Source organism: Gemmata obscuriglobus, from assembly GCF_008065095.1.
Lineage (GTDB): Bacteria > Planctomycetota > Planctomycetia > Gemmatales > Gemmataceae > Gemmata > Gemmata obscuriglobus.
The window spans coordinates 8,421,039-8,438,322 of record NZ_CP042911.1; the positions used below are offsets into that span (position 1 = coordinate 8,421,039).

Sequence of the window (17,284 nt, forward strand, 5' to 3'; positions counted from 1 at the left end):
CCTGTCGGTTTGTGGTACTCAACGGTTCGCCGGTCGGTCGGTCGGTTTTGCCGATGCCCCGCGATTGGAACGCCGATCAGGACAGCACCGGGTGAACATCTAGAATAGCACGACCGCCGGCGGCGACGACACCCGTTTGCCGCGCCGACCGAGAACCCGTAGCTGCGTACCGACCACTCCCGAGAACGCCATGCCCGAAAACGTGATCATCATCGGCTCCGGCCCCGCCGCGTGGACCGCGGCCATCTACGCGGCCCGGGCCACACTGAACCCGCTCGTGTTCGAGGGCAACCCGAACGACGACAAGAACCGGCAGAACGGCACCCTCCCGCTCGGACAGCTCGCGCTCACCACCGAGGTCGAGAACTTCCCGTCGTGGCCCGCGGGGGACACCCGGCAGTACCTCAAGACCGCGCTGAAGGCCGACGACCCCGACTTCCCGTACTGGGTGTCGGACGACAAGCCGCAGCCCACGCACGGGATCAACGGGCCGGAACTGGTCGCGCTCATGCGCCAGCAGGCCAAGAACTTCAGCACCCGGGTCGAGTCGAAGGACGTCGTGAAGGTGGACCTGAAGAGCCGCCCGTTCACGCTCACCACCCACGACGGCAAGACGTACCAGACGCACACGCTCATCATCGCCACCGGCGCGCGTGCCAACTACCTGGGGCTCCCGAGCGAGGACAAGTTCAAGAACAAGGGCGTGTCCGCGTGCGCCGTGTGCGACGGCTTCCTGCCGCGGTTCAAGAACCAGCCGATCGTGGTGGTGGGCGGCGGCGACACGGCCGTCGAAGAGGCCGGGTACCTCACAAAGTTCGGCAGCAAGGTCTACCTGCTGGTGCGCCGCGACGTGCTCCGCGCCAGCAAGATCATGGCCGAGCGCGCCGAGCAGAACCCGAAGATCGAGATCCGCTGGAACACCGAGGTCGACGAGGTGCTCGGCGACGACAAGAAGGGTGTCACCGCGGTGCGGGTGAAGAACAACAAGACCGGCGCGACGGAGGAACTCGCGGCGAGTGGCCTGTTCTTGGCGATCGGCCACACGCCCAACGTGGGCTTCCTGGACGGTCAGCTCGAACTGAACCCGGGCGGGTACATCAAGTGGACCACGCTGGCCCGCACGTACACGAGCGTGGAAGGGGTGTTCGCCGCCGGTGACGTGGCCGACGACTACTACCGCCAGGCCGTCAGCGCGTCCGGCACCGGGTGCATGGCCGCGCTCGACGCCGAGCGCTACCTCGGCCACCACGGGCTGATTTGAGGTCGGTTTTCACGCGGCGTTCGGAGCTCTCGGTGCCGAACGCCGTCAGAACCGCGGCGGCTCCTTGCGGACCAGTTCGTTCGCGTAGTCGAGGCTGTCGAGGGTGCCGGCGTCGGTCCAGTAGCCGTCGAGGTTGAAGCACCCCATCCGGCCCTGCTGGATGTAGTGGTTGTTGACGTCCGTGATTTCCAGCTCGCCGCGCCGGCTCGGCTTGAGCGTTTTGATGAGCCCGAACACGTCCGGCGGGTAGATGTAGATCCCGACCACCGCCATCGGGCTCTTGGGCTTCTCGGGCTTCTCCTCAATGCCCAGCACCTTGTCCCCGTCCAACTCCGCGACCCCGTACCGCCCCGGATCGTGAACCTCCTTCAGCCCGATCCAGGCCCAGTCCGGGCGGGTGTTCGCCTTCTCCAGCAGCCCGATGAGCGGGTCGCGGAAGATGTTGTCGCCGAGCAGCACCAGCGACCGGCTACCCATGCAGAAGTGTTCGGCCAGTCCGAGCGCCTGGGCGATTCCGCCGGCCTCGTCCTGGACGCGGTATGTGAGCCGGCACCCGTGGTCCTTGCCCGAACCGAGCAACTCGACGAAGTCGCCCATGTGCTCGGTGCCGGACACGAGCAAGATCTCTTGCAGCCCCACCCCGGTGAGCTTCTTGAGCGGGTGGTACACCATTGGCCACGCGCCGACCGGCAGCAGGTGCTTGTTGGTCACCCGTGTGAGTTCGCCCATGCGGGTGCCCTTGCCGCCCGCCAGAATCACGCCGCGAATGGACATCTTTTCTCCGGTCTCAAGTCAGAAGGCCTCAGGTCGCAGGTCCGCGATCGGCTTTCCGACCTGAGACTTGCCGACGTGAGACGTGGGACTATCCCCGTTTCCCGTACTGCTTCTCGTAGTAGCTCAGGTAGTCCTTGTTCTTGATCGTCGCCACCCACGCGGTGTTGGCCTTGTACCAGCCGATCGTCTCGGCCAACCCCGCGTCGAACTTCACCTGCGGCGCCCAGCCCAGTTCGCGCTCGGCCTTCGTGCAGTCGATCGCGTACCGCCGGTCGTGCCCCAAGCGGTCGGCCACGTACTTGATGAGCGTCTCGGGCTTGCCGAGGAGCTTGAGCAGGAGCAGCGTGAGGTCCAGGTTCGCCATCTCGCACCGGCCGCCGAAGTTGTACACCTCACCGGGCGCCCCGCGGCGCCACGCGGCCTCGACCCCGCGGCAGTGGTCGAGCACGTGAATCCAGTCGCGGACCTGTTGGCCGTCGCCGTACACCGGCACCTGCTGGTCGGCGAGCAGGTTGGTCACGAACAGTGGGATCAGTTTCTCGGGGAGCTGGTACGGCCCGTAGTTGTTCGAGCACCGCGTGATCACCGCCGGCAGCCCGAACGTGTGCTGGTACGCCTGCACGAGCAGGTCCGCGCCCGCTTTACTCGCCGAGTACGGGCTGTTCGGGTGCAGGGGGGTCTCTTCGGTGAACAGCCCGGTCGCGCCCAGGCTCCCGTACACCTCGTCGGTCGAGACCTGAACGTACTTGCTCACCTGGAACTCGCGGGCCGCGTCGAGCAGCACCTGCGTGCCCAGCACGTTGGTCCGCACGAACGGGCCGCTGTCATGGATGCTACGGTCCACGTGGCTCTCGGCCGCGAAATGGATGACATCCGTCACCCCGCGCTGCATCGCGCCGCGCACGTCGTCGCGGGAGGTGACATCGCCCCGCACGAACGTGTGCCGCGGGTGGCCGTCGAGGTCGCGGAGGTTCGCGAGGTTGCCCGCGTAGGTCAGCGCGTCGAAGTTGACGATCTGTACGGCGGGGTCGGTCGCCAGCAGGTGGCGGACGAAGTTGGACCCAATGAACCCGGCACCGCCGGTGATCAAAACTGTCGGCATGAACCACACCCTTCGCCCGGAGAGCTACGAAGGGTTTGTAAGTCGGAACTCGTGTGGCGTCAAACCGGTTCGGCTTCGATCAGGCCGTGCGGCCCCTCGGTCGGGACGATCCGGGTGAGCTTGAACCCGGCCCCCGCCAGCAGTTCCCGGTACTCCTGTTCGGTACGCTCCTTGCCGTCGCACACCACCATCATCTCGAGATCGAGGATGTGGGCGAAGTGCGGTGCGAACCCGGGCGGCACCACCATTTCGACGAGGAGCAGCTTGCCGGTCGCCGGGATCGCGGCGCGAACGGACTTCAGAATTTGCGTGGCCTTCGCATCGTTCCAGTCGTGGATGATGTGTTTCAGGATGTAGAGGTCGCCACCCGCGGGGACCGCCCGGAAGAAGTCGCCGCCTTCGGCCTTGCACCGGTCGGCCAAGCCCGCGGCGCGGATCGGCTCGTGCGCCCCGGCCGCGACTTGTGGGGCGTCGAACACGATGCCGCGCGCGCTGGGGGCCGCGCCGAGGACCGCGCGTAGGATCGCGCCGTGCCCGCCGCCCACATCAACGATCGTGCCGAACGGCGTGAAGTCGTAGGCCTTCAGCATCGCGGCGGCGGCCTGCTGTGAGAACCCGGTCATACCCTCGTTGAACGTGGCGGCTTCGTCCGGGTGCTTCGCGAGGTAGTCGAACACCCCCTCACCGAACATGCGGTCGAAAACGGGCGCCCCGGCCTTCACACTACCCGCCAGGTCGCCCCACGGCTTCCAGCTCCACGGATCGCAGACGTAGGTGGCGATGGCACGCATGGAGCCTGGAACGTCGGACCGCAGGAATTCGCCCACCGGCGTGAGCGCGAACCGCTCTCCCTCGGCCCTCAACACGCCCAAACCGGCCAGCGCGCGAAGGACGCGGTAGAGGTGGTTCGCGTTCAGCCCGGCGGCGGAAGCGAGTTCGGCCGCAGTTTTGGGGCCGGCGGCCATCTGGTCGGCGAGTTTGAACCGCGCGACAACGGATACGGCCTGCGTAACGAGCTTTCCGAACACCAGTTGCATCAGCACCGCGTGGGGCGGGAGCGGTTCGGGCGACTGCGGAGCGGGCATCGCGTAGCGTCCTTCTGCGTTCGTAAGCGGGCGACGGCTTGCACTACGAGCGCAGAAGAGCGTTAAATTCGGAGAAATGCAAGGCGGACCCGCGCCGCGCTCACACCACCGGAAGGGCCGCCCCGGCGGGCGCGCCGGTCGCGGCCAAGGCCGGCTCGACCGTTCCCAGTACGCCGTCCAGAATGCCAAGCGCGGTATCGACTTGCGCCGCGGACACGCACAGCGGTGGGATGAACCGCAGCGCGGTTTCGCCACACCCCAAAAGAAGCAGGCCGCGGTGGAATGCGGTCTGAATCACCCGCTCGCGCACGGCCGGCGACGGCAGATCGGCGGCGGTCATGAGCCCGAGCCCGCGCACGTTGGTCAGGGCCGGGTGCTTCCCACCGAGTTCGCGCAGCCCGGCCCGGAGTTGCTCCCCGCGGTCGGCCGCGTTCGCCATCAGCTCGCGCTCGAGTAACTGAATCGTCGCCAGCGCCGCCCGGCACGCCACCGGGTTGCCGCCGAACGTGCTGGCGTGGCTGCCCGACGGCCAGTCCATCACGTCCGCCTTCGCGATGATCGCGCCGAGCGGCAACCCCGACGCGATCCCCTTCGCGGAGCAGATGATGTCCGGCTCGACGCCGTAGTGCTCCACCGCGAACATTTTCCCGGTGCGCCCCATCCCGGACTGCACTTCATCGACCACGAGCATGATGCCGTGCTTGTCGCACAGCGTGCGGAGGGCCGTCAGGCAGGCGGGCGGCATCGGGTGGTAGCCGCCCTCGCCCTGAATCGGCTCGACGAAGATCGCGGCCACCTCATCCGGTGGGCACGTGCGTTTGAAGATGGTGTCGTCGATGGTCGCGGCGAGCCCGCACCTCGTCACACACATTTCTCCCGGGGGGGGGCAACCTCCCACAGGTTCCCCCCGCGCCCCCCTCCCGCCTTGGCACTCGCGCGGGAACGGCACGTGGTGAACGTCCGGTACGAGCGGCGAGAACCCTTTGCGGTGGATTAGCTTGGAAGCGGAAAGCGACATGGCCCCGTAGGTGCGGCCGTGGAACGCGCCGAAGAACGCGACCACGCGGTTCCGCTTCGTGTGCCAGCGCGCCAGCTTCAGCGCGCCCTCGATCGCTTCCGCGCCGCTGTTGCAGAAAAACACCTTCTTGGGTGTCGGCCCCGGCGCCACCTGCGCCAGCTTCTCCGCAAGGTCGATTTGCGGTCGATAGTAGAAGTCGGTGCCGCTCATGTGGAGCAGCTTCGTGGACTGGTCCTGAATCGCCGCCACAACTTCCGGGTGGCAGTGGCCGGTGTTGGTGACCGCGATACCGGCGGTGAAGTCGAGGAAGAGGTTCCCGTCCACGTCCTGAACGACGCACCCGCTGGCGCGCTCGACGAACAGCGGGTACATCGGGGTGTACGACGGCGAGACGTACCGCTTGTCGCGCGCGAGCAGTTCCGCCCCGTTCGGCCCCGGCAGGGGCGTGCGGATGTCGGGCACCACAACGTTGTCGAACATCCACATCGTTTGGCCCTCGCCGAGTTAAATCACCCCAGCCGAACGAGCGCACTCGAGACGTGAAACGCGCCGATGGCCACACCGCCGACTACCAAGCCGAACGCGCTCAGATAGTGACCGGCGTTGACCTCACGGGTCGCGGCGAAGCGATTAGTGAACCCGAACCACTCGTACTGCGTCCACGCGGCGCGGCGGTAATCTTCCGCCACCGCGCGCAGGTGCGCGAGCGCGAACACCGCAGCGCCCCAAGCGACGATGCCGGCCACGAGCACGAACCAAAGAGGCCTTGCCCCACTGACAGGGGGCTGAAGCATGGGAAAACAGAGGGCCACCCCGAGTAAGGCGGTCGTACCCTTCATCCCTCGCCAACGTGTCCGGCGCACCCTCTCGCGTTCGGCCCGCCTCGTTTCGCTGGTCACGCCGGACCTCCGTCGATCGCCGTCGTCAGCCCTTGTGCCATCTTGATGTCGGTGCCGTGGTTCACGGTCCACGCGGTCTTGTGCGTCACCGCCTCCACCAGCGCCGCGGCCGACGGGTGCCCGTTGCCGCTCTTCTTCACCCCCCCGAACGGCAGGTGGACCTCCGCGCCGATGCTCGGCAGGTTCACATAGCCCATGCCGTACTCGCACTCGTCGCGGAAGAACCGCATCCGCCGGTAGCTCTCGGTAATCACCGCCATCGAGAGGCCGTACTCGGTGTCGTTGTAAATCGCGGCGGCCTGTTCATCCGTTTTGAACGGGATCAGCGCGACGTGCGGCCCGAACACCTCCTCGTGCGTCACGCGCAGACTCGGCTTGGCCTCCGTGCGGTACACGAACGGCGTCAGGAAGCACCCCTTCGCGTCCGGCGGGCCGTTGGGCGCGAGCAGCACCTCCACCCCTTCCGACTTCGCAAGCGCGTTGTAGTTCAGGACTTTCTCGACGCCCTTCCGGTTCACGAGCGGCCCGGCGAAGTTCTTCGCGTCGAGCGGGTCACCGAACTGGAGCCGCTTCGCCGTATCAACGAACGCCTTGGCGTACCGCTCGACCAGCGATTCGTGGACGATGATCCGGCTCGCGGAGACGCACCGCTGGCCCGTGGTCTTGAACGCGCTGAGGATGCCTGCGTTTACGGCCAGGTCGAAGCGCGCGTCGTCGCACACGATGACCGCGTTCTTCCCGCCCATTTCCGCCGCGACGATGCGGTTCGGGATGGTCGCCGACGCCTGCTGGATGCGCTCGCCGACCGCGTAGCTGCCGGTGAAGCACACCACGTTCACCGCGGGGTTCTTCACGAGCGCCTCGCCCACGTCGCCGCGGCCGTGAATGAGGTTGACGGTGCCGGCGGGGAAGCCGGCTTCGGCGAACAGCTCCACCAGTTTCAGCGCGATGGCGGGCGTCTCCTCGCTCGGCTTGAACACGCAGGTGTTCCCCTCGAGCAGGCTCGGCCCCAGCATCCAGAGCGGCACCGCGAACGGGAAGTTCCACGGGGTCACCACCGCCACGACGCCCCACGGCTTCCGCCGGGTGAACGCGTCCTTCTCGGCTATCTCCGACGCCACCACCTCGCCGTACACGCCGGTGCGCCCGGTGCCGAACACGTACTGCACCATGTGCAGCCCTTCGACCACCTCGGCGCGGCACTCGGTGACGTTCTTGCCGCACTCGCGGGCCATCAGCGTGGCGAGCGCATCGGTGTCGCGCTTGATGAGCTGCGCGAGTCGGTCGAACGCTTCCGCCCGCAGGATGCGTGAGGTGCGGCGCCAGCCCGGGAACGCCGCCCGGGCAGCTTCGACCGCCGCGGACACTTCGGCCGGCGTGGCCGCGGGGAACGTGCCCACCACCTCGCTCAGGTTCGCGGGGTTCAGGCTGGTGAAGTCCTCGCGGGCGTGCCAATCGCCGCCGATGAACGAGCGGCCCGGGATCGGGAGAGGATGGGCCATGCTGCGCCTCCGGATGTGTCGCTACCGCATTGTACGCCGGCCCGCTCGTGGCGAGCAAGCACGAGGCACTTGGCGCGGCCCGTAGAATGCACGGATGCGCCTGCACCGAGGAACGCTCATGCCCGAAACGATCCCGCTCGTCGTCGGTTCCGAACCGTGGTCCTTGACCGTACCCGCGGACCGCGCGGTTCACGTGCGCCGCGCGTCATTTGTCCCCCCGTCCGCGGGCGCCGCGGAACTGGTGCGGGCCGCGCTGGAGCGGCCGTTCAAGTTCGAGCCGCTCCGCCGCGCGCTCACCCCCGACGACCGCGTGGCCGTCGTGATCGACCCGCGCCTGCCGCACCTCACGGAAATGCTGGCGGAAGTGCTTTCGCACATCGGGTCGGCCGGGGTGCCGCTCGCCGCGGTGACGGTCGTGTCACCGCCCGGCGCGCCGCAGCCGTGGATCGACGACCTGCCCGAGGAGTTCGAGGACATCACCGCGGAGACGCACGACCCCGACGACGTGCAGAAGCTCATGTACGTCGCGACCACGAAGGGCGGTCGGCGGGTGTACCTCAACCGGCGCGTCGCGGAGGCGGACTTCGTGGTCGTGCTGGCCGGCCGCCGGTACGACCCGCACACCGGGTACGCGGGCGCAGAAGCGGCCCTGTTCCCGGCGCTTTCGAACGCCGAAACGCTCGCCGCGTTCGCGGACCGGTTCTCGTCCGCCGCGCCCGACGGGAACCGCGAGACCGAGGCCGCGGAGGTCGCGTGGTTGCTCGGTGCGCCGTTCTTCGTTCAGGTGATCGAAGGCGAAGCCGGAACCGTTCACGGCGTGGTCGGGGGGCTGTTCGAGAGCGGGGCCGAGGGCATCCGCCAGCAGGACGCCCGCTGGCGCGGCGCCATTTCGGAAGAAGTGGACACGGTGATTGCGGCCGTGAGCGGCGAACCCGACGCCATCACGTTTCTCGATTTGGCCCAGGCCGCAGCGACCGCGGCGCGGGCGGTCAAAAAGGGCGGGCGGATCGCGCTGCTGACGACCGCCGCCCCGGAACTCGGCCCTGGGGCCGAGTTGCTCCGCAAACTGGAAGGGCCGACCGGCGCCAAGAAGTTGCTCGCGAACGAGAAGCCGAGTGATTGGGCCGCGGCGAGTTTGTGGGTGTACGCCGCAAAGTCGGCGAGCATGTTCTTCGCGAGCGGCTATCCCGAGGACGTTGCTGAAGAGCTATTCTGCACGCCGATTTACACCCGGTCGGAGGCGCAACGGCTGATCGATACCGGCACCGGTACCGTGCTGCTGATCCCGGACGCGCACCGGGCGATGATTACCGTGGATTAATGGCCGGCGTCGGAGCGCGGGCCTCCTCCGGCCCAACGGCACTGACTTTGTATCGGGTGGTGGTGTGCTTCGTGGTCGATTGGGGCGCTTGCGGGCGCGTCGGAAGAGGGCTCGTGGGTGTGCCCGTTCGGGGCGCGCCGCGGAGCCCCCACTTGAACGTAGGCGGACGCGCGTTGAATGCGTCCGGATCGAGCAGGACACAGGCGCATCGGAGCTATTCGCGCCGGATCGGGCTGGGAGGTTATCAGCGATTCACGCCGGGAGGAAGGTGCTCAGCCCGGCGCAAATCCCAAGCCCCCCGAAGCAACACAATAGATTCCATTGGCCCGCACGCCGGCGCAATCCAGTCGGGGGCGGTATCAGTCGCCCATACTGAAGAACACCGGCGCGGCGGCGGTCGTCGGGAGCCGGGTGATGCGGTCGAGCGCTTTTCGGAACCGGCCGGTCGAGGCGTAGTGCGTAACGACCACCAGTGGGACCGGGCCGCCGCCCTCTTCTTCCGCCTCGTGCTGCACGAGGCTCGAAATGCTGATCTCCTCGTCCGCCAGGATGCGGGTGACGTCCGCCAGCACCCCGGGGCGGTCCACGACCTGCAACCGCAGGTAGAACCGGCTCCGCACCCGCTCCGGCGGCTCCACCGTGAACCCGCGGTCCTCGCGGCTCCACAGCTTCGCCGCCGCGAACGTCCGCTGCGCCCGCCCCACCCCCAGGTCGATCAGGTCCGCGACCACGGAGCTGGCGGTCGGCATCTGGCCGGCGCCCGGCCCCTGGTACAGCGTTTCGCCCACCACGTCGCCGTACACCAGGACGGCGTTGTACGCCCCCCGCACCTGGGCCAGCAGGTCGGTGTGCCGCAGCAGCACCGGGGCCACGTGCAGCGCCACCGTCGGCTCCGCCGGCACGGCCCCGCTGCGGCTCAACTTCGCCCCGTTGCCGGAGTGGCTGTGCCCGCCGGTCCACGCCTCGGCCAGGAGCTTGATCGTGTACCCGAGTTCGTTCGCGAACCGGATGTCGATGGCCTCGATGGTGTCGATCCCCTGGCGCGCGATCTCGTGCGGCTTGGCCGCCACGCCGAACGCGATCTGGGCCAGGATCGCCAGCTTGTGCGCCGCGTCGCTGCCGTCCACGTCCAGCGTCGGGTCGGCCTCGGCGTACCCCAGCTTCTGGGCCTCCGCGAGCGCGTCCGCGTAGCTCTTCCCGCCCTCGGCCATCGCGGTCAGGATGAAGTTCGACGTGCCGTTCAGGATCGCCTGGATCGCGGTCACCTGGTTGGCCGCCAGGCTCTCGCCCAGCGCGCGGATGACCGGCACCCCGCCCGCCACCGCCGCCTCGAAACAGACCGTCCGGTCGGCCCGCCGCGCCGCCTCGAACACCTCCGCGCCGGCGTCGGCCAGCAGCGCCTTGTTCGCGGTGACGACGTGCTTCCCGGCCGCGAGCGCGTCCAGCACCACCCGCTTCGCCAGCCCGGTGCCGCCGATCAGCTCGACTACGACGTGGACGCCGGGGTCGTTGATCGCGGCGTGAATGTCGGTCGAGATGATGTCGAGGGGGATCAGCGGGTCGCGCGACTTCGACGGGTCGCGGACCACCACCCGCCGGAGTTCGAGCGGCCGGCCCGCGCGCTGCGTCACGCGGTCCGCGTGCGCGAGCAGCACCCGCGCCACCCCGCCGCCGACGGTCCCGCAGCCGATGAGTGCGATGCCCAGCGTGTCGTTCATAAGTGCCTACCGCCTTCTCGAGGGTAGGCGTATTATCGCGGCGCTGGCGCGTGCGGCCACTTTTCGAAGTCTCAAGTCGGCAGGTCGCAAGTCGTAAAGTCGAAGACCTCCACTGTGAAGGTCTTCGACTTTACGACTTGCGACCTGCCGACTTGAGACTTCTCAAGCTCGGGCTTTGCGAAAACGGAGCCGGCCGAGGAGCAGGCTGCCGAACCCGATGCCCGCGAGCACGACGCCCGGGGGGGCCGGAACCGCGCTGGGCGGCGGGGGGCAGTAGTCCGGCACCACCATGATCTGGTCCTGCTTGGTGCCGGACACCAGTGCGACGAGGTGGTAGCCCGCGAGGTCGTGGGTCGAGTACGCGCCGCCGAGGCTGTTCAACATGCTGGTGGTCAGCGAGTTGCTCCCCTGGATGCGGCCGGCGGTCAGGCTCTTGCTCGTGGCCCCGTCGTACACCAGCTCCCACAGCGCCAGTTGGAACGCCGCCGCGCTGGCGGCGCTGGTCAGGCTGGTGTTGTAGTACCGGTCGAACAGCTCGGTGATCACCGCGGCCTTCGCGGCGGTGCCGATCGTCGGGGCCAGCTTCAGGTCCGTTTGCACGGTGTAGGTGTACGTGCCGCCCGTGCTGACGGTCTGGTCGAGGTCGATGCAGTAGGTGGTGACCGCGGTCGCGTAGTTGGCGTTCAGCGGCGCGCTCTGGGTCCAGTGGAACGGGCCGCCGTTCACCGTCGTGGACGAGCCGCCGTTGGGCCTGTAGGTGACGCTCGTGCCGCTGTTGTTCAGCGTCAGGTTGATCGTTTCGGCGGAGGCGCGGGGCGCGGCGGCCATGAGGCCGAGGAGGGCGAGCGCGGCGGCGAGCGGGCGGGCGGGACGGACCAACATTTCGAATCGCTCCTTCAGGGGCAGTGAACCGCAGGGGACGGTTCGTTCGCGCCGGCTTTGCCGGTGCTGTGTGCCGCTCCTTTAGCACCCACTGTGCCGAACGCGCGGGGCACGCGCGGCTTGCGCCGGGCCGAACGCTGAAAGCCCTGAGAAACAAGCCAATTGGCGCGAAGTGCGGGGCCTCCGCCGGGTCCGGGATCGGGGGAAGCTGTTAGCGAACCCGCACGGCGGATGCGCCCCGCGCTCGCCCGCGTTTACAGCGCGCGTTACACGGGCGCCAGGGCCGCTCCGGGTTCATAGGGGGGCGTTTAACAACCCGAGCCCGCGGGCGCCGTGAAACACGGAGCGGCACGGGCGCAAAAAACAACCGCGGCCCAGAAGTGGGCCGCGGCACGACTGTCTAATCTAAGCTCAATTTACTTGGCGCGACGGAGCCGGCCGAGGAGCAGGCTGCCGAACCCGATGCCCGCGAGCACGACGCCCGGAGGAGTTGGGATCGCGCTGGGCGGCGTCGGGGGCGGGCTGGTCACAACGCTGACCGGCACCTTGTCGCCGTCCGGGTCGTTGTAGCCGGCGTACTTGGTCTTGTTCGTCGAGCGGAACCGGACCGAGAACGGGACCGCGCTCGAACCCGTGCCGGCGCTCTTCTCGCCGATCAGTTCGGCCGCGGTCAGGCCGAGCAGCGCGCTGCCCGTGAGGGTCACCTGGAACGTCGCCGAGCCGCCAGCGCCGATGCCCTTGGCGATCTCGGCAGTCGCGACCGTGTGCAACTGGCTCGAGTTGGTGCTGAACGCGTAGTCGAACTCGCCGCCCTGGAGGTTGGTGGCGTTGGCCGCGGCGTTCAGGAGCTTGAAGTCGGTGTCGCTGACGACCGGGTTCGAAGCGGTCACGCCGGTCGGCACGTTGAAGCCGAAGCCGGTGATGAACCCGTAGGCGTACGCGTCGCTGGTGGTCGGGGTCGTGTTGTTCAGGGTGACCGTCAGCGTGGCGGTCGTGGTGCCGCCGACCGTGGTCGTGGGGCCCAAGGTGAGCCGGCCGCTGAAGCTGACCGGATCGTCACCGGTGCGGGAGCCACTGAAGTCGACGTAGTCGGCCCGAGCGGCGCCGGCCGATGCGCAAAGGGCCACCGCCGCGGCCACCGCCGCGAGGCGGGTCCGCGAGGCGAAACGGGAGAACATTACGAGCAACTCCTGGGGTGGGTTCAGCAGATCGGTTTTGAGGGGGACCGGCCGGCCGAACGATGAGCAAACGCGTTCCGGACGCCCGCTGGGCGGTCGGAGCTGTCCGGCGAGTTGTGCCGAACACTCACGATGTTACTCCGGAGTTCGAGTCGTTCAACGGCACAGAATAGGCAGTTGGTAGCGATTGTGCCGATTATTCCGACGGCAGAATTGGTGACACGTGAACCCGGCTCCGGAAGGTGGAGTCATTCCGGTTCCAGCTTAAAATCAGAGTCTCTCGGACTCGTTGAGGAGACTGTTTCAGCCCATGACGATTCACATTCCGGAGTTCGCCCTCGTACTGCTGGTCGGCCCGTCCGGGTCCGGCAAGACCACGTTCGCGCGCAAGCACTTCCGTCCGACGGAGGTGCTGTCGTCGGACGCCTTCCGCGGCATGGTGTGCGACGACGAGATGAACCAGGCCGCATCGGAAGACGCGTTCGAGCTGCTGCACCTGGTGTGCGAGAAGCGGCTCCGGCTCGGCAAGCTCACCGTCATCGACGCGACCAACGTGCGGACCGAGGCGCGCAAGCCGTTTCTGGAACTGGCGCGGAAGTACCACGCGCAGGTGACGGCGGTGGTGTTCGACTTCAGCGCGGACTTCTGTCACGCGCGAAACCAGCAGCGGGCCGCGGAGCGCCCGTTCGGCCCGCACGTCACCCAGCGCCACGCGGAGGACCTGCGCCGCTCGCTCGGGCGCCTCGAAGACGAGGGCGTCCGCCGGGTGTTCGTGCTGAAGGACGAGGAGCAGGTCGCCGGTGCGACGTTCGAGCGGTACCGGTTGCCGGTGAACAAGCGTGACGAGCGCGGGCCGTTCGACATTATCGGCGACGTTCACGGGTGCCTGAGCGAGTTGCTCGCGCTGCTCCGGGCGCTCGGCTACACGCTCACGCAGGAGACGGCCGCAGACGGCGTCACCTTCTGGCGGGCAGCGCCCCCGGAGGGGCGCCGGCTGGCGTTCGTCGGTGACCTGTGCGACCGCGGCCCGGACACGCCCGGCGTGTACCGGCTGGTCATCGACGCGGTCGAGCGCGGGGCGGCGGTTTGCGTACTCGGGAACCACGAGGACAAACTGCTGCGGTGGTTCAACACCCCCGACAAGGTGAAACTCACGCACGGGCTGGCGCAGTCGGTGGAGCAGTTCGAGAAGGAGCCGCCGGAGCAGCGGGCGCGGGTGCGGGAGTTCATCACCCGGCTCCCGTCGCACCTAGTTCTCGACGGCGGGCGGCTGGTGGTGGCCCACGCGGGCCTGACGGCCGACATGCACGGCCGCGTATCGGGCAAGGTGCGCGCGTTCGCCATCTACGGGGACACGACCGGCGAGAGCGACGAGTTCGGGCTGCCCGTGCGCCTGAACTGGGCGGCCAACTACCGCGCCCGGGCGAACGTGGTGTACGGGCACACGCCGACGCTCACCCCGGAGTGGGTGAACCGGTGCATCTGCATCGACACCGGGTGCGTGTTCGGCGGGAAGCTCACCGCCCTCCGCTACCCGGAGCAGGAACTGGTGAGCGTTCCCGCCGAGAAAGAGTACGCCGAGCCGAAGCGCCCGCTGGCACCTCCCCCGCAGGCCCTCGTCCCCGGCGGACAGGCCGGGCCGGGCGACGGACGAGCGGGCACGTTGACGGCGCGCGAACGCTCATCCCCTCCTGCGCTAGAAGGAGGCGCGAGCGACAGACGTTCCGCAGACCTGGACCTCGCCGATGTGATCGGGCGGCGCACGATCGAGACGCGCTTCGCCGGGAAAGTGACGATCCGCGAAGAGAACGCGGCCGCGGCGCTGGAAGCGATGTCCCGGTTCGCGGCGGACCCGCGGTGGCTCATGTACCTGCCGCCGACGATGTCGCCGTGCGAGGCGTCGGCGCGGCCCGAGTTCCTCGAACACCCGGCCGAAGCGTTCCGCTACTTCAGGAACGAGGGCGCGGACCGGGTGGTGTGCGAGCAGAAGCACATGGGCTCGCGCGCGGTGGCGATCGTGTGCCGGGACGAGGCCGCGGCGGCCCGCCGGTTCGGCGCGGAGGGCGAGAGCGGGATCATCTACACCCGCACCGGGCGCCGGTTCTTCGACGATCCGGCCACCGAGGCCGCGTTCCTGGGGCTGCTGCGCGACGCCCTCACCCGGGCCGATTGGTGGGCGAAGTTCGGTACGGACTGGGTCGCGCTCGACGGCGAACTGATGCCGTGGTCCGCGAAGGCCCAGGAACTGTTGCGGCGCCAGTACGCCGCCACCGGCAGCGCCGCGACCGCCGCGCTGGCGGAGGCCAACACGCTGTTCGGTTCGGGCGGTGCCGCCGAACTCGCGACCCGGTTCGCGGCCAAGGCAGAAGCCGCCAACCGGTTCGTGGCCGCGTACCGCCGGTACTGCTGGCCGGTGAACTCGGTCGCGGACCTGAAGTTCGCGCCGTTCTTCTTGCTCGCCACGGAGGGGCAACTGTACTTCGACCGGACGCACGAGTGGCACATGCGGGCCCTCGCGGAACTCGCGACCGCCCCGCAGGTCCTCGCCACCCCGTTCCGTGTGGTGGACTTGGCCGACCCGGCCCAGGAGGAGGCCGCCACGCGCTGGTGGCTGGACCTGACGGAGGCCGGGGACGAGGGGATGGTGGTGAAGCCGCTCGAACCGCTGACCCGTGGGCGCAAGTTCTACGCCCAGCCGGCGCTGAAAGTGCGCGGGCGCGAGTACCTGCGGATTATTTACGGGCCGGACTACTTGGCGCCGGAACACCTGGGACGGCTGAAGCACCGGGCGGTGGGAGCGAAGCGCGGACTGGCGGGGCGCGAGTTCGGGCTCGGGCTGGAGGGTCTGGAGCGGTTCGCCCGCGGGGCCGAGTTGCGCGCGGTTCACGAGTGCGTGTTCGCGGTCCTGGCGCTGGAGAGCGAGCCGATCGACCCGCGGCTGTGATTCGAGAGCGTGTGGGTGGACGGGCTCGGTTACGGCGGCGAGCGCGCCGGGCGAGCAATTGGCGCGCGGGAACACGTAATAACGTGAGCCGCCGGCGATCACGAGATCGCCGGCGGCTCACGTTGCTGCGCTCGTATCACTTTTCGCCGTAAGCCTTGTACTTGTACGGCGCGGGGGTCGGCTTCGGTTTCAGCGACACCGGCAGGTCGGTCGGCGATGCGGCGCCACCCGGCGGAACCGTCGGCTGCGGATCAGCCTTCGGAACCGGGACCGGGTTTGCCGGGCCGCCGTCGTAACGGAACGTGCCGTCGCCGGGCGCCGCGGGCGGTGCCATCGGTTGTGTAAGCGGTGTCATTTGTTGCGGGGCCGGGCGCAGGGATTGTGTCCCCAGGTTCTGCGCCGGAGCGCTGAGCGTGACCGCGTCGGCACCGATCCCGATCGAGAACCCGAACCCGACACCGGAGCCGCCGTAGTAGTACGACGAGTACACTGGCGCGGGGTAGTAGTAGCTCGGGTAGTACGCCCGCGGCGCGTAGTAATATGCCGGACGGTAGTAGCCGAACGACGCGTACCCGCCGTAGTAGGGTCGGTAATAGTGGCTGCCGTAATACCCGCGGTACCCGTACCCGCCGCCCCACCCGTGATACCCGCCGTACCGGCGGTAGCCGTGCGTCAACTCGTTGTCTTCAGTCGCGGCGCGCTCGGTGGTCCCCTTACCGCCGAGCGTCATCGTTGTGCCGGAACCGCCCGCGGTCGGCAGGGTGTCGCGTTCGGCGGCGCTCGCGGCGCCCCCGAACGCCAACACCGCGCCGAGCGCGAGTGCGGCCTGTTTCAGATGCGGGGTCATTGTTGCGTCCCTCCGTCCGAATGGCAGGGTGTTCCGCTGGTGCCATTTCGTCGGATTGTACGCGGCTCGTGTGCCGCCCGGAAGGACAACCGGGGCGAAAAGGCTCACCCGCCCGCCTCCCGACCGCTGTGCGGGGCGAATACACTGGCGTTATGCTCACCCCCACTTCAACGTCGCTGCTCGTGGTGGACGCCCAACGGGGCTTTACCGACCTGTGCCCCGCGGAACTGCCGGTCCCGGGCGGGGCGGACATCGTCGCAGGGGTGAACGCCCTGCTCGCGCTACCGTTCGCCCGGATCGATGCGACCCAGGACTGGCACCCGGCGGACCACCGCTCGTTTCTGGGCCGGACCGACAACCTGTACCCGCCGCACTGCGTGATGAACACGCCGGGCGCGGAATTTCTTCCGGGGCTGCACACGCACCGGTTCGGTGCGGTGTGGCGCAAGGGCTACGACCACGACTTCGAGGCCTACGCGGTGACCGCGCAGCACCCGGGTTTCGCGGCGTTTCTGCGCGCCTCCGGAATCGAAACGGTTGTGGTGTGCGGCATCGCGACCAACATCTGCTGCTTCTTTTCCGCCCGCGACTTGCGACGCGCCGGTTTCGAGGTGCTGATGGTCGAGGATGCCAGCGCCGGAATCGATGTCCCTGTGGCCGGGTTGTTCCAGGCACAGGCCAGGAATGAGGGGCTGACCCTCGGCATCCGGTACGGTATCGTTGCCGACGTGTGCCGTGCGTTCGGGAAGTGAT

At 68.5% G+C, this 17,284-nt stretch carries 14 protein-coding genes; 4 read left to right on the forward strand and 10 right to left on the reverse strand.

What is annotated here, in order from left to right:
- The first annotated feature begins 190 nt into the window (after nt 1-190).
- Nucleotides 191-1,261, forward strand: coding sequence for an FAD-dependent oxidoreductase (locus GobsT_RS34885; RefSeq protein WP_010039518.1), 1,071 nt, complete (start codon nt 191-193; stop codon nt 1,259-1,261).
- A 45-nt stretch (nt 1,262-1,306) separates the two neighbouring features.
- Here the strand turns inward: GobsT_RS34885 and GobsT_RS34890 are convergent, their stop codons facing one another.
- From GobsT_RS34890 to GobsT_RS34915, 6 genes are all read right to left on the reverse strand, one after another.
- Complete coding sequence (locus tag GobsT_RS34890) at nt 1,307-2,035, reverse strand: sugar phosphate nucleotidyltransferase (protein WP_010039516.1); 729 nt, start codon at nt 2,033-2,035, stop codon at nt 1,307-1,309.
- 88 nt (nt 2,036-2,123) lie between these two features.
- A complete protein-coding gene (gene rfbB / locus GobsT_RS34895; RefSeq protein ID WP_010039514.1) occupies nt 2,124-3,137 on the reverse strand; it encodes a dTDP-glucose 4,6-dehydratase in 1,014 nt (337 codons plus the stop codon).
- A 59-nt stretch (nt 3,138-3,196) separates the two neighbouring features.
- Nucleotides 3,197-4,222 (reverse strand): methyltransferase, encoded by a 1,026-nt coding sequence (locus GobsT_RS34900; protein ID WP_010039512.1) that lies wholly within the window; start codon nt 4,220-4,222, stop codon nt 3,197-3,199.
- Between the two features lie 100 nt (nt 4,223-4,322).
- Complete coding sequence (locus GobsT_RS34905) at nt 4,323-5,726, reverse strand: acetyl ornithine aminotransferase family protein (RefSeq protein ID WP_010039510.1); 1,404 nt, start codon at nt 5,724-5,726, stop codon at nt 4,323-4,325.
- A 23-nt stretch (nt 5,727-5,749) separates the two neighbouring features.
- Entirely contained in the window at nt 5,750-5,986 is a 237-nt protein-coding gene (locus GobsT_RS34910; protein ID WP_148087983.1) for a hypothetical protein, read from the reverse strand.
- 149 nt (nt 5,987-6,135) lie between these two features.
- Nucleotides 6,136-7,641, reverse strand: a complete 1,506-nt coding sequence (locus GobsT_RS34915; RefSeq protein ID WP_010039505.1) for an aldehyde dehydrogenase family protein — start codon at nt 7,639-7,641, stop codon at nt 6,136-6,138.
- A 118-nt stretch (nt 7,642-7,759) separates the two neighbouring features.
- Here GobsT_RS34915 and GobsT_RS34920 point away from each other — a divergent pair, with 118 nt between their 5' ends.
- Entirely contained in the window at nt 7,760-8,962 is a 1,203-nt protein-coding gene (locus GobsT_RS34920; RefSeq protein WP_010039503.1) for a lactate racemase domain-containing protein, read from the forward strand.
- 359 nt (nt 8,963-9,321) lie between these two features.
- Here the strand turns inward: GobsT_RS34920 and GobsT_RS34925 are convergent, their stop codons facing one another.
- The 3 genes from GobsT_RS34925 to GobsT_RS34935 form a co-directional block, all read right to left on the reverse strand.
- A complete protein-coding gene (locus tag GobsT_RS34925; RefSeq protein WP_010039501.1) occupies nt 9,322-10,680 on the reverse strand; it encodes a homoserine dehydrogenase in 1,359 nt (452 codons plus the stop codon).
- 162 nt (nt 10,681-10,842) lie between these two features.
- Entirely contained in the window at nt 10,843-11,562 is a 720-nt protein-coding gene (locus GobsT_RS34930) for a Cys-Gln thioester bond-forming surface protein (RefSeq protein ID WP_010039499.1), read from the reverse strand.
- A 416-nt stretch (nt 11,563-11,978) separates the two neighbouring features.
- Nucleotides 11,979-12,740, reverse strand: a complete 762-nt coding sequence (locus GobsT_RS34935; protein WP_010039495.1) for a hypothetical protein — start codon at nt 12,738-12,740, stop codon at nt 11,979-11,981.
- A gap of 310 nt (nt 12,741-13,050) precedes the next feature.
- Here GobsT_RS34935 and GobsT_RS34940 point away from each other — a divergent pair, with 310 nt between their 5' ends.
- Nucleotides 13,051-15,684: an AAA family ATPase gene (locus GobsT_RS34940; RefSeq protein ID WP_010039493.1), complete on the forward strand. Its 2,634-nt coding sequence runs from the start codon at nt 13,051-13,053 to the stop codon at nt 15,682-15,684.
- Nucleotides 15,685-15,820: 136 nt separating this feature from the next.
- On the opposite strand, the gene GobsT_RS34945 is transcribed toward GobsT_RS34940, so the two are convergent.
- Entirely contained in the window at nt 15,821-16,531 is a 711-nt protein-coding gene (locus GobsT_RS34945; protein ID WP_109571404.1) for a hypothetical protein, read from the reverse strand.
- 152 nt (nt 16,532-16,683) lie between these two features.
- Between GobsT_RS34945 and GobsT_RS34950 the strand changes: the two genes are divergently transcribed.
- Entirely contained in the window at nt 16,684-17,283 is a 600-nt protein-coding gene (locus GobsT_RS34950; protein WP_010038375.1) for an isochorismatase family protein, read from the forward strand.
- Nucleotide 17,284: the final 1 nt, after the last annotated feature.

Excerpts from the sequence above, each read along its gene's own strand:
- GobsT_RS34885 (WP_010039518.1), top strand. The coding sequence starts at position 191 with ATGCCCGAAAACGTGATCATCATCGGCTCCGGCCCCGCCGCGTGGACC.
- GobsT_RS34890 (WP_010039516.1), bottom strand. The coding sequence starts at position 2,035 with ATGTCCATTCGCGGCGTGATTCTGGCGGGCGGCAAGGGCACCCGCATG.
- rfbB (WP_010039514.1), bottom strand. The coding sequence starts at position 3,137 with ATGCCGACAGTTTTGATCACCGGCGGTGCCGGGTTCATTGGGTCCAAC.
- GobsT_RS34900 (WP_010039512.1), bottom strand. The coding sequence starts at position 4,222 with ATGCCCGCTCCGCAGTCGCCCGAACCGCTCCCGCCCCACGCGGTGCTG.
- GobsT_RS34905 (WP_010039510.1), bottom strand. The coding sequence starts at position 5,726 with ATGTGGATGTTCGACAACGTTGTGGTGCCCGACATCCGCACGCCCCTG.
- GobsT_RS34915 (WP_010039505.1), bottom strand. The coding sequence starts at position 7,641 with ATGGCCCATCCTCTCCCGATCCCGGGCCGCTCGTTCATCGGCGGCGAT.
- GobsT_RS34920 (WP_010039503.1), top strand. The coding sequence starts at position 7,760 with ATGCCCGAAACGATCCCGCTCGTCGTCGGTTCCGAACCGTGGTCCTTG.
- GobsT_RS34925 (WP_010039501.1), bottom strand. The coding sequence starts at position 10,680 with ATGAACGACACGCTGGGCATCGCACTCATCGGCTGCGGGACCGTCGGC.
- GobsT_RS34930 (WP_010039499.1), bottom strand. The coding sequence starts at position 11,562 with ATGTTGGTCCGTCCCGCCCGCCCGCTCGCCGCCGCGCTCGCCCTCCTC.
- GobsT_RS34935 (WP_010039495.1), bottom strand. The coding sequence starts at position 12,740 with ATGTTCTCCCGTTTCGCCTCGCGGACCCGCCTCGCGGCGGTGGCCGCG.
- GobsT_RS34940 (WP_010039493.1), top strand. The coding sequence starts at position 13,051 with ATGACGATTCACATTCCGGAGTTCGCCCTCGTACTGCTGGTCGGCCCG.
- GobsT_RS34945 (WP_109571404.1), bottom strand. The coding sequence starts at position 16,531 with ATGACCCCGCATCTGAAACAGGCCGCACTCGCGCTCGGCGCGGTGTTG.
- GobsT_RS34950 (WP_010038375.1), top strand. The coding sequence starts at position 16,684 with ATGCTCACCCCCACTTCAACGTCGCTGCTCGTGGTGGACGCCCAACGG.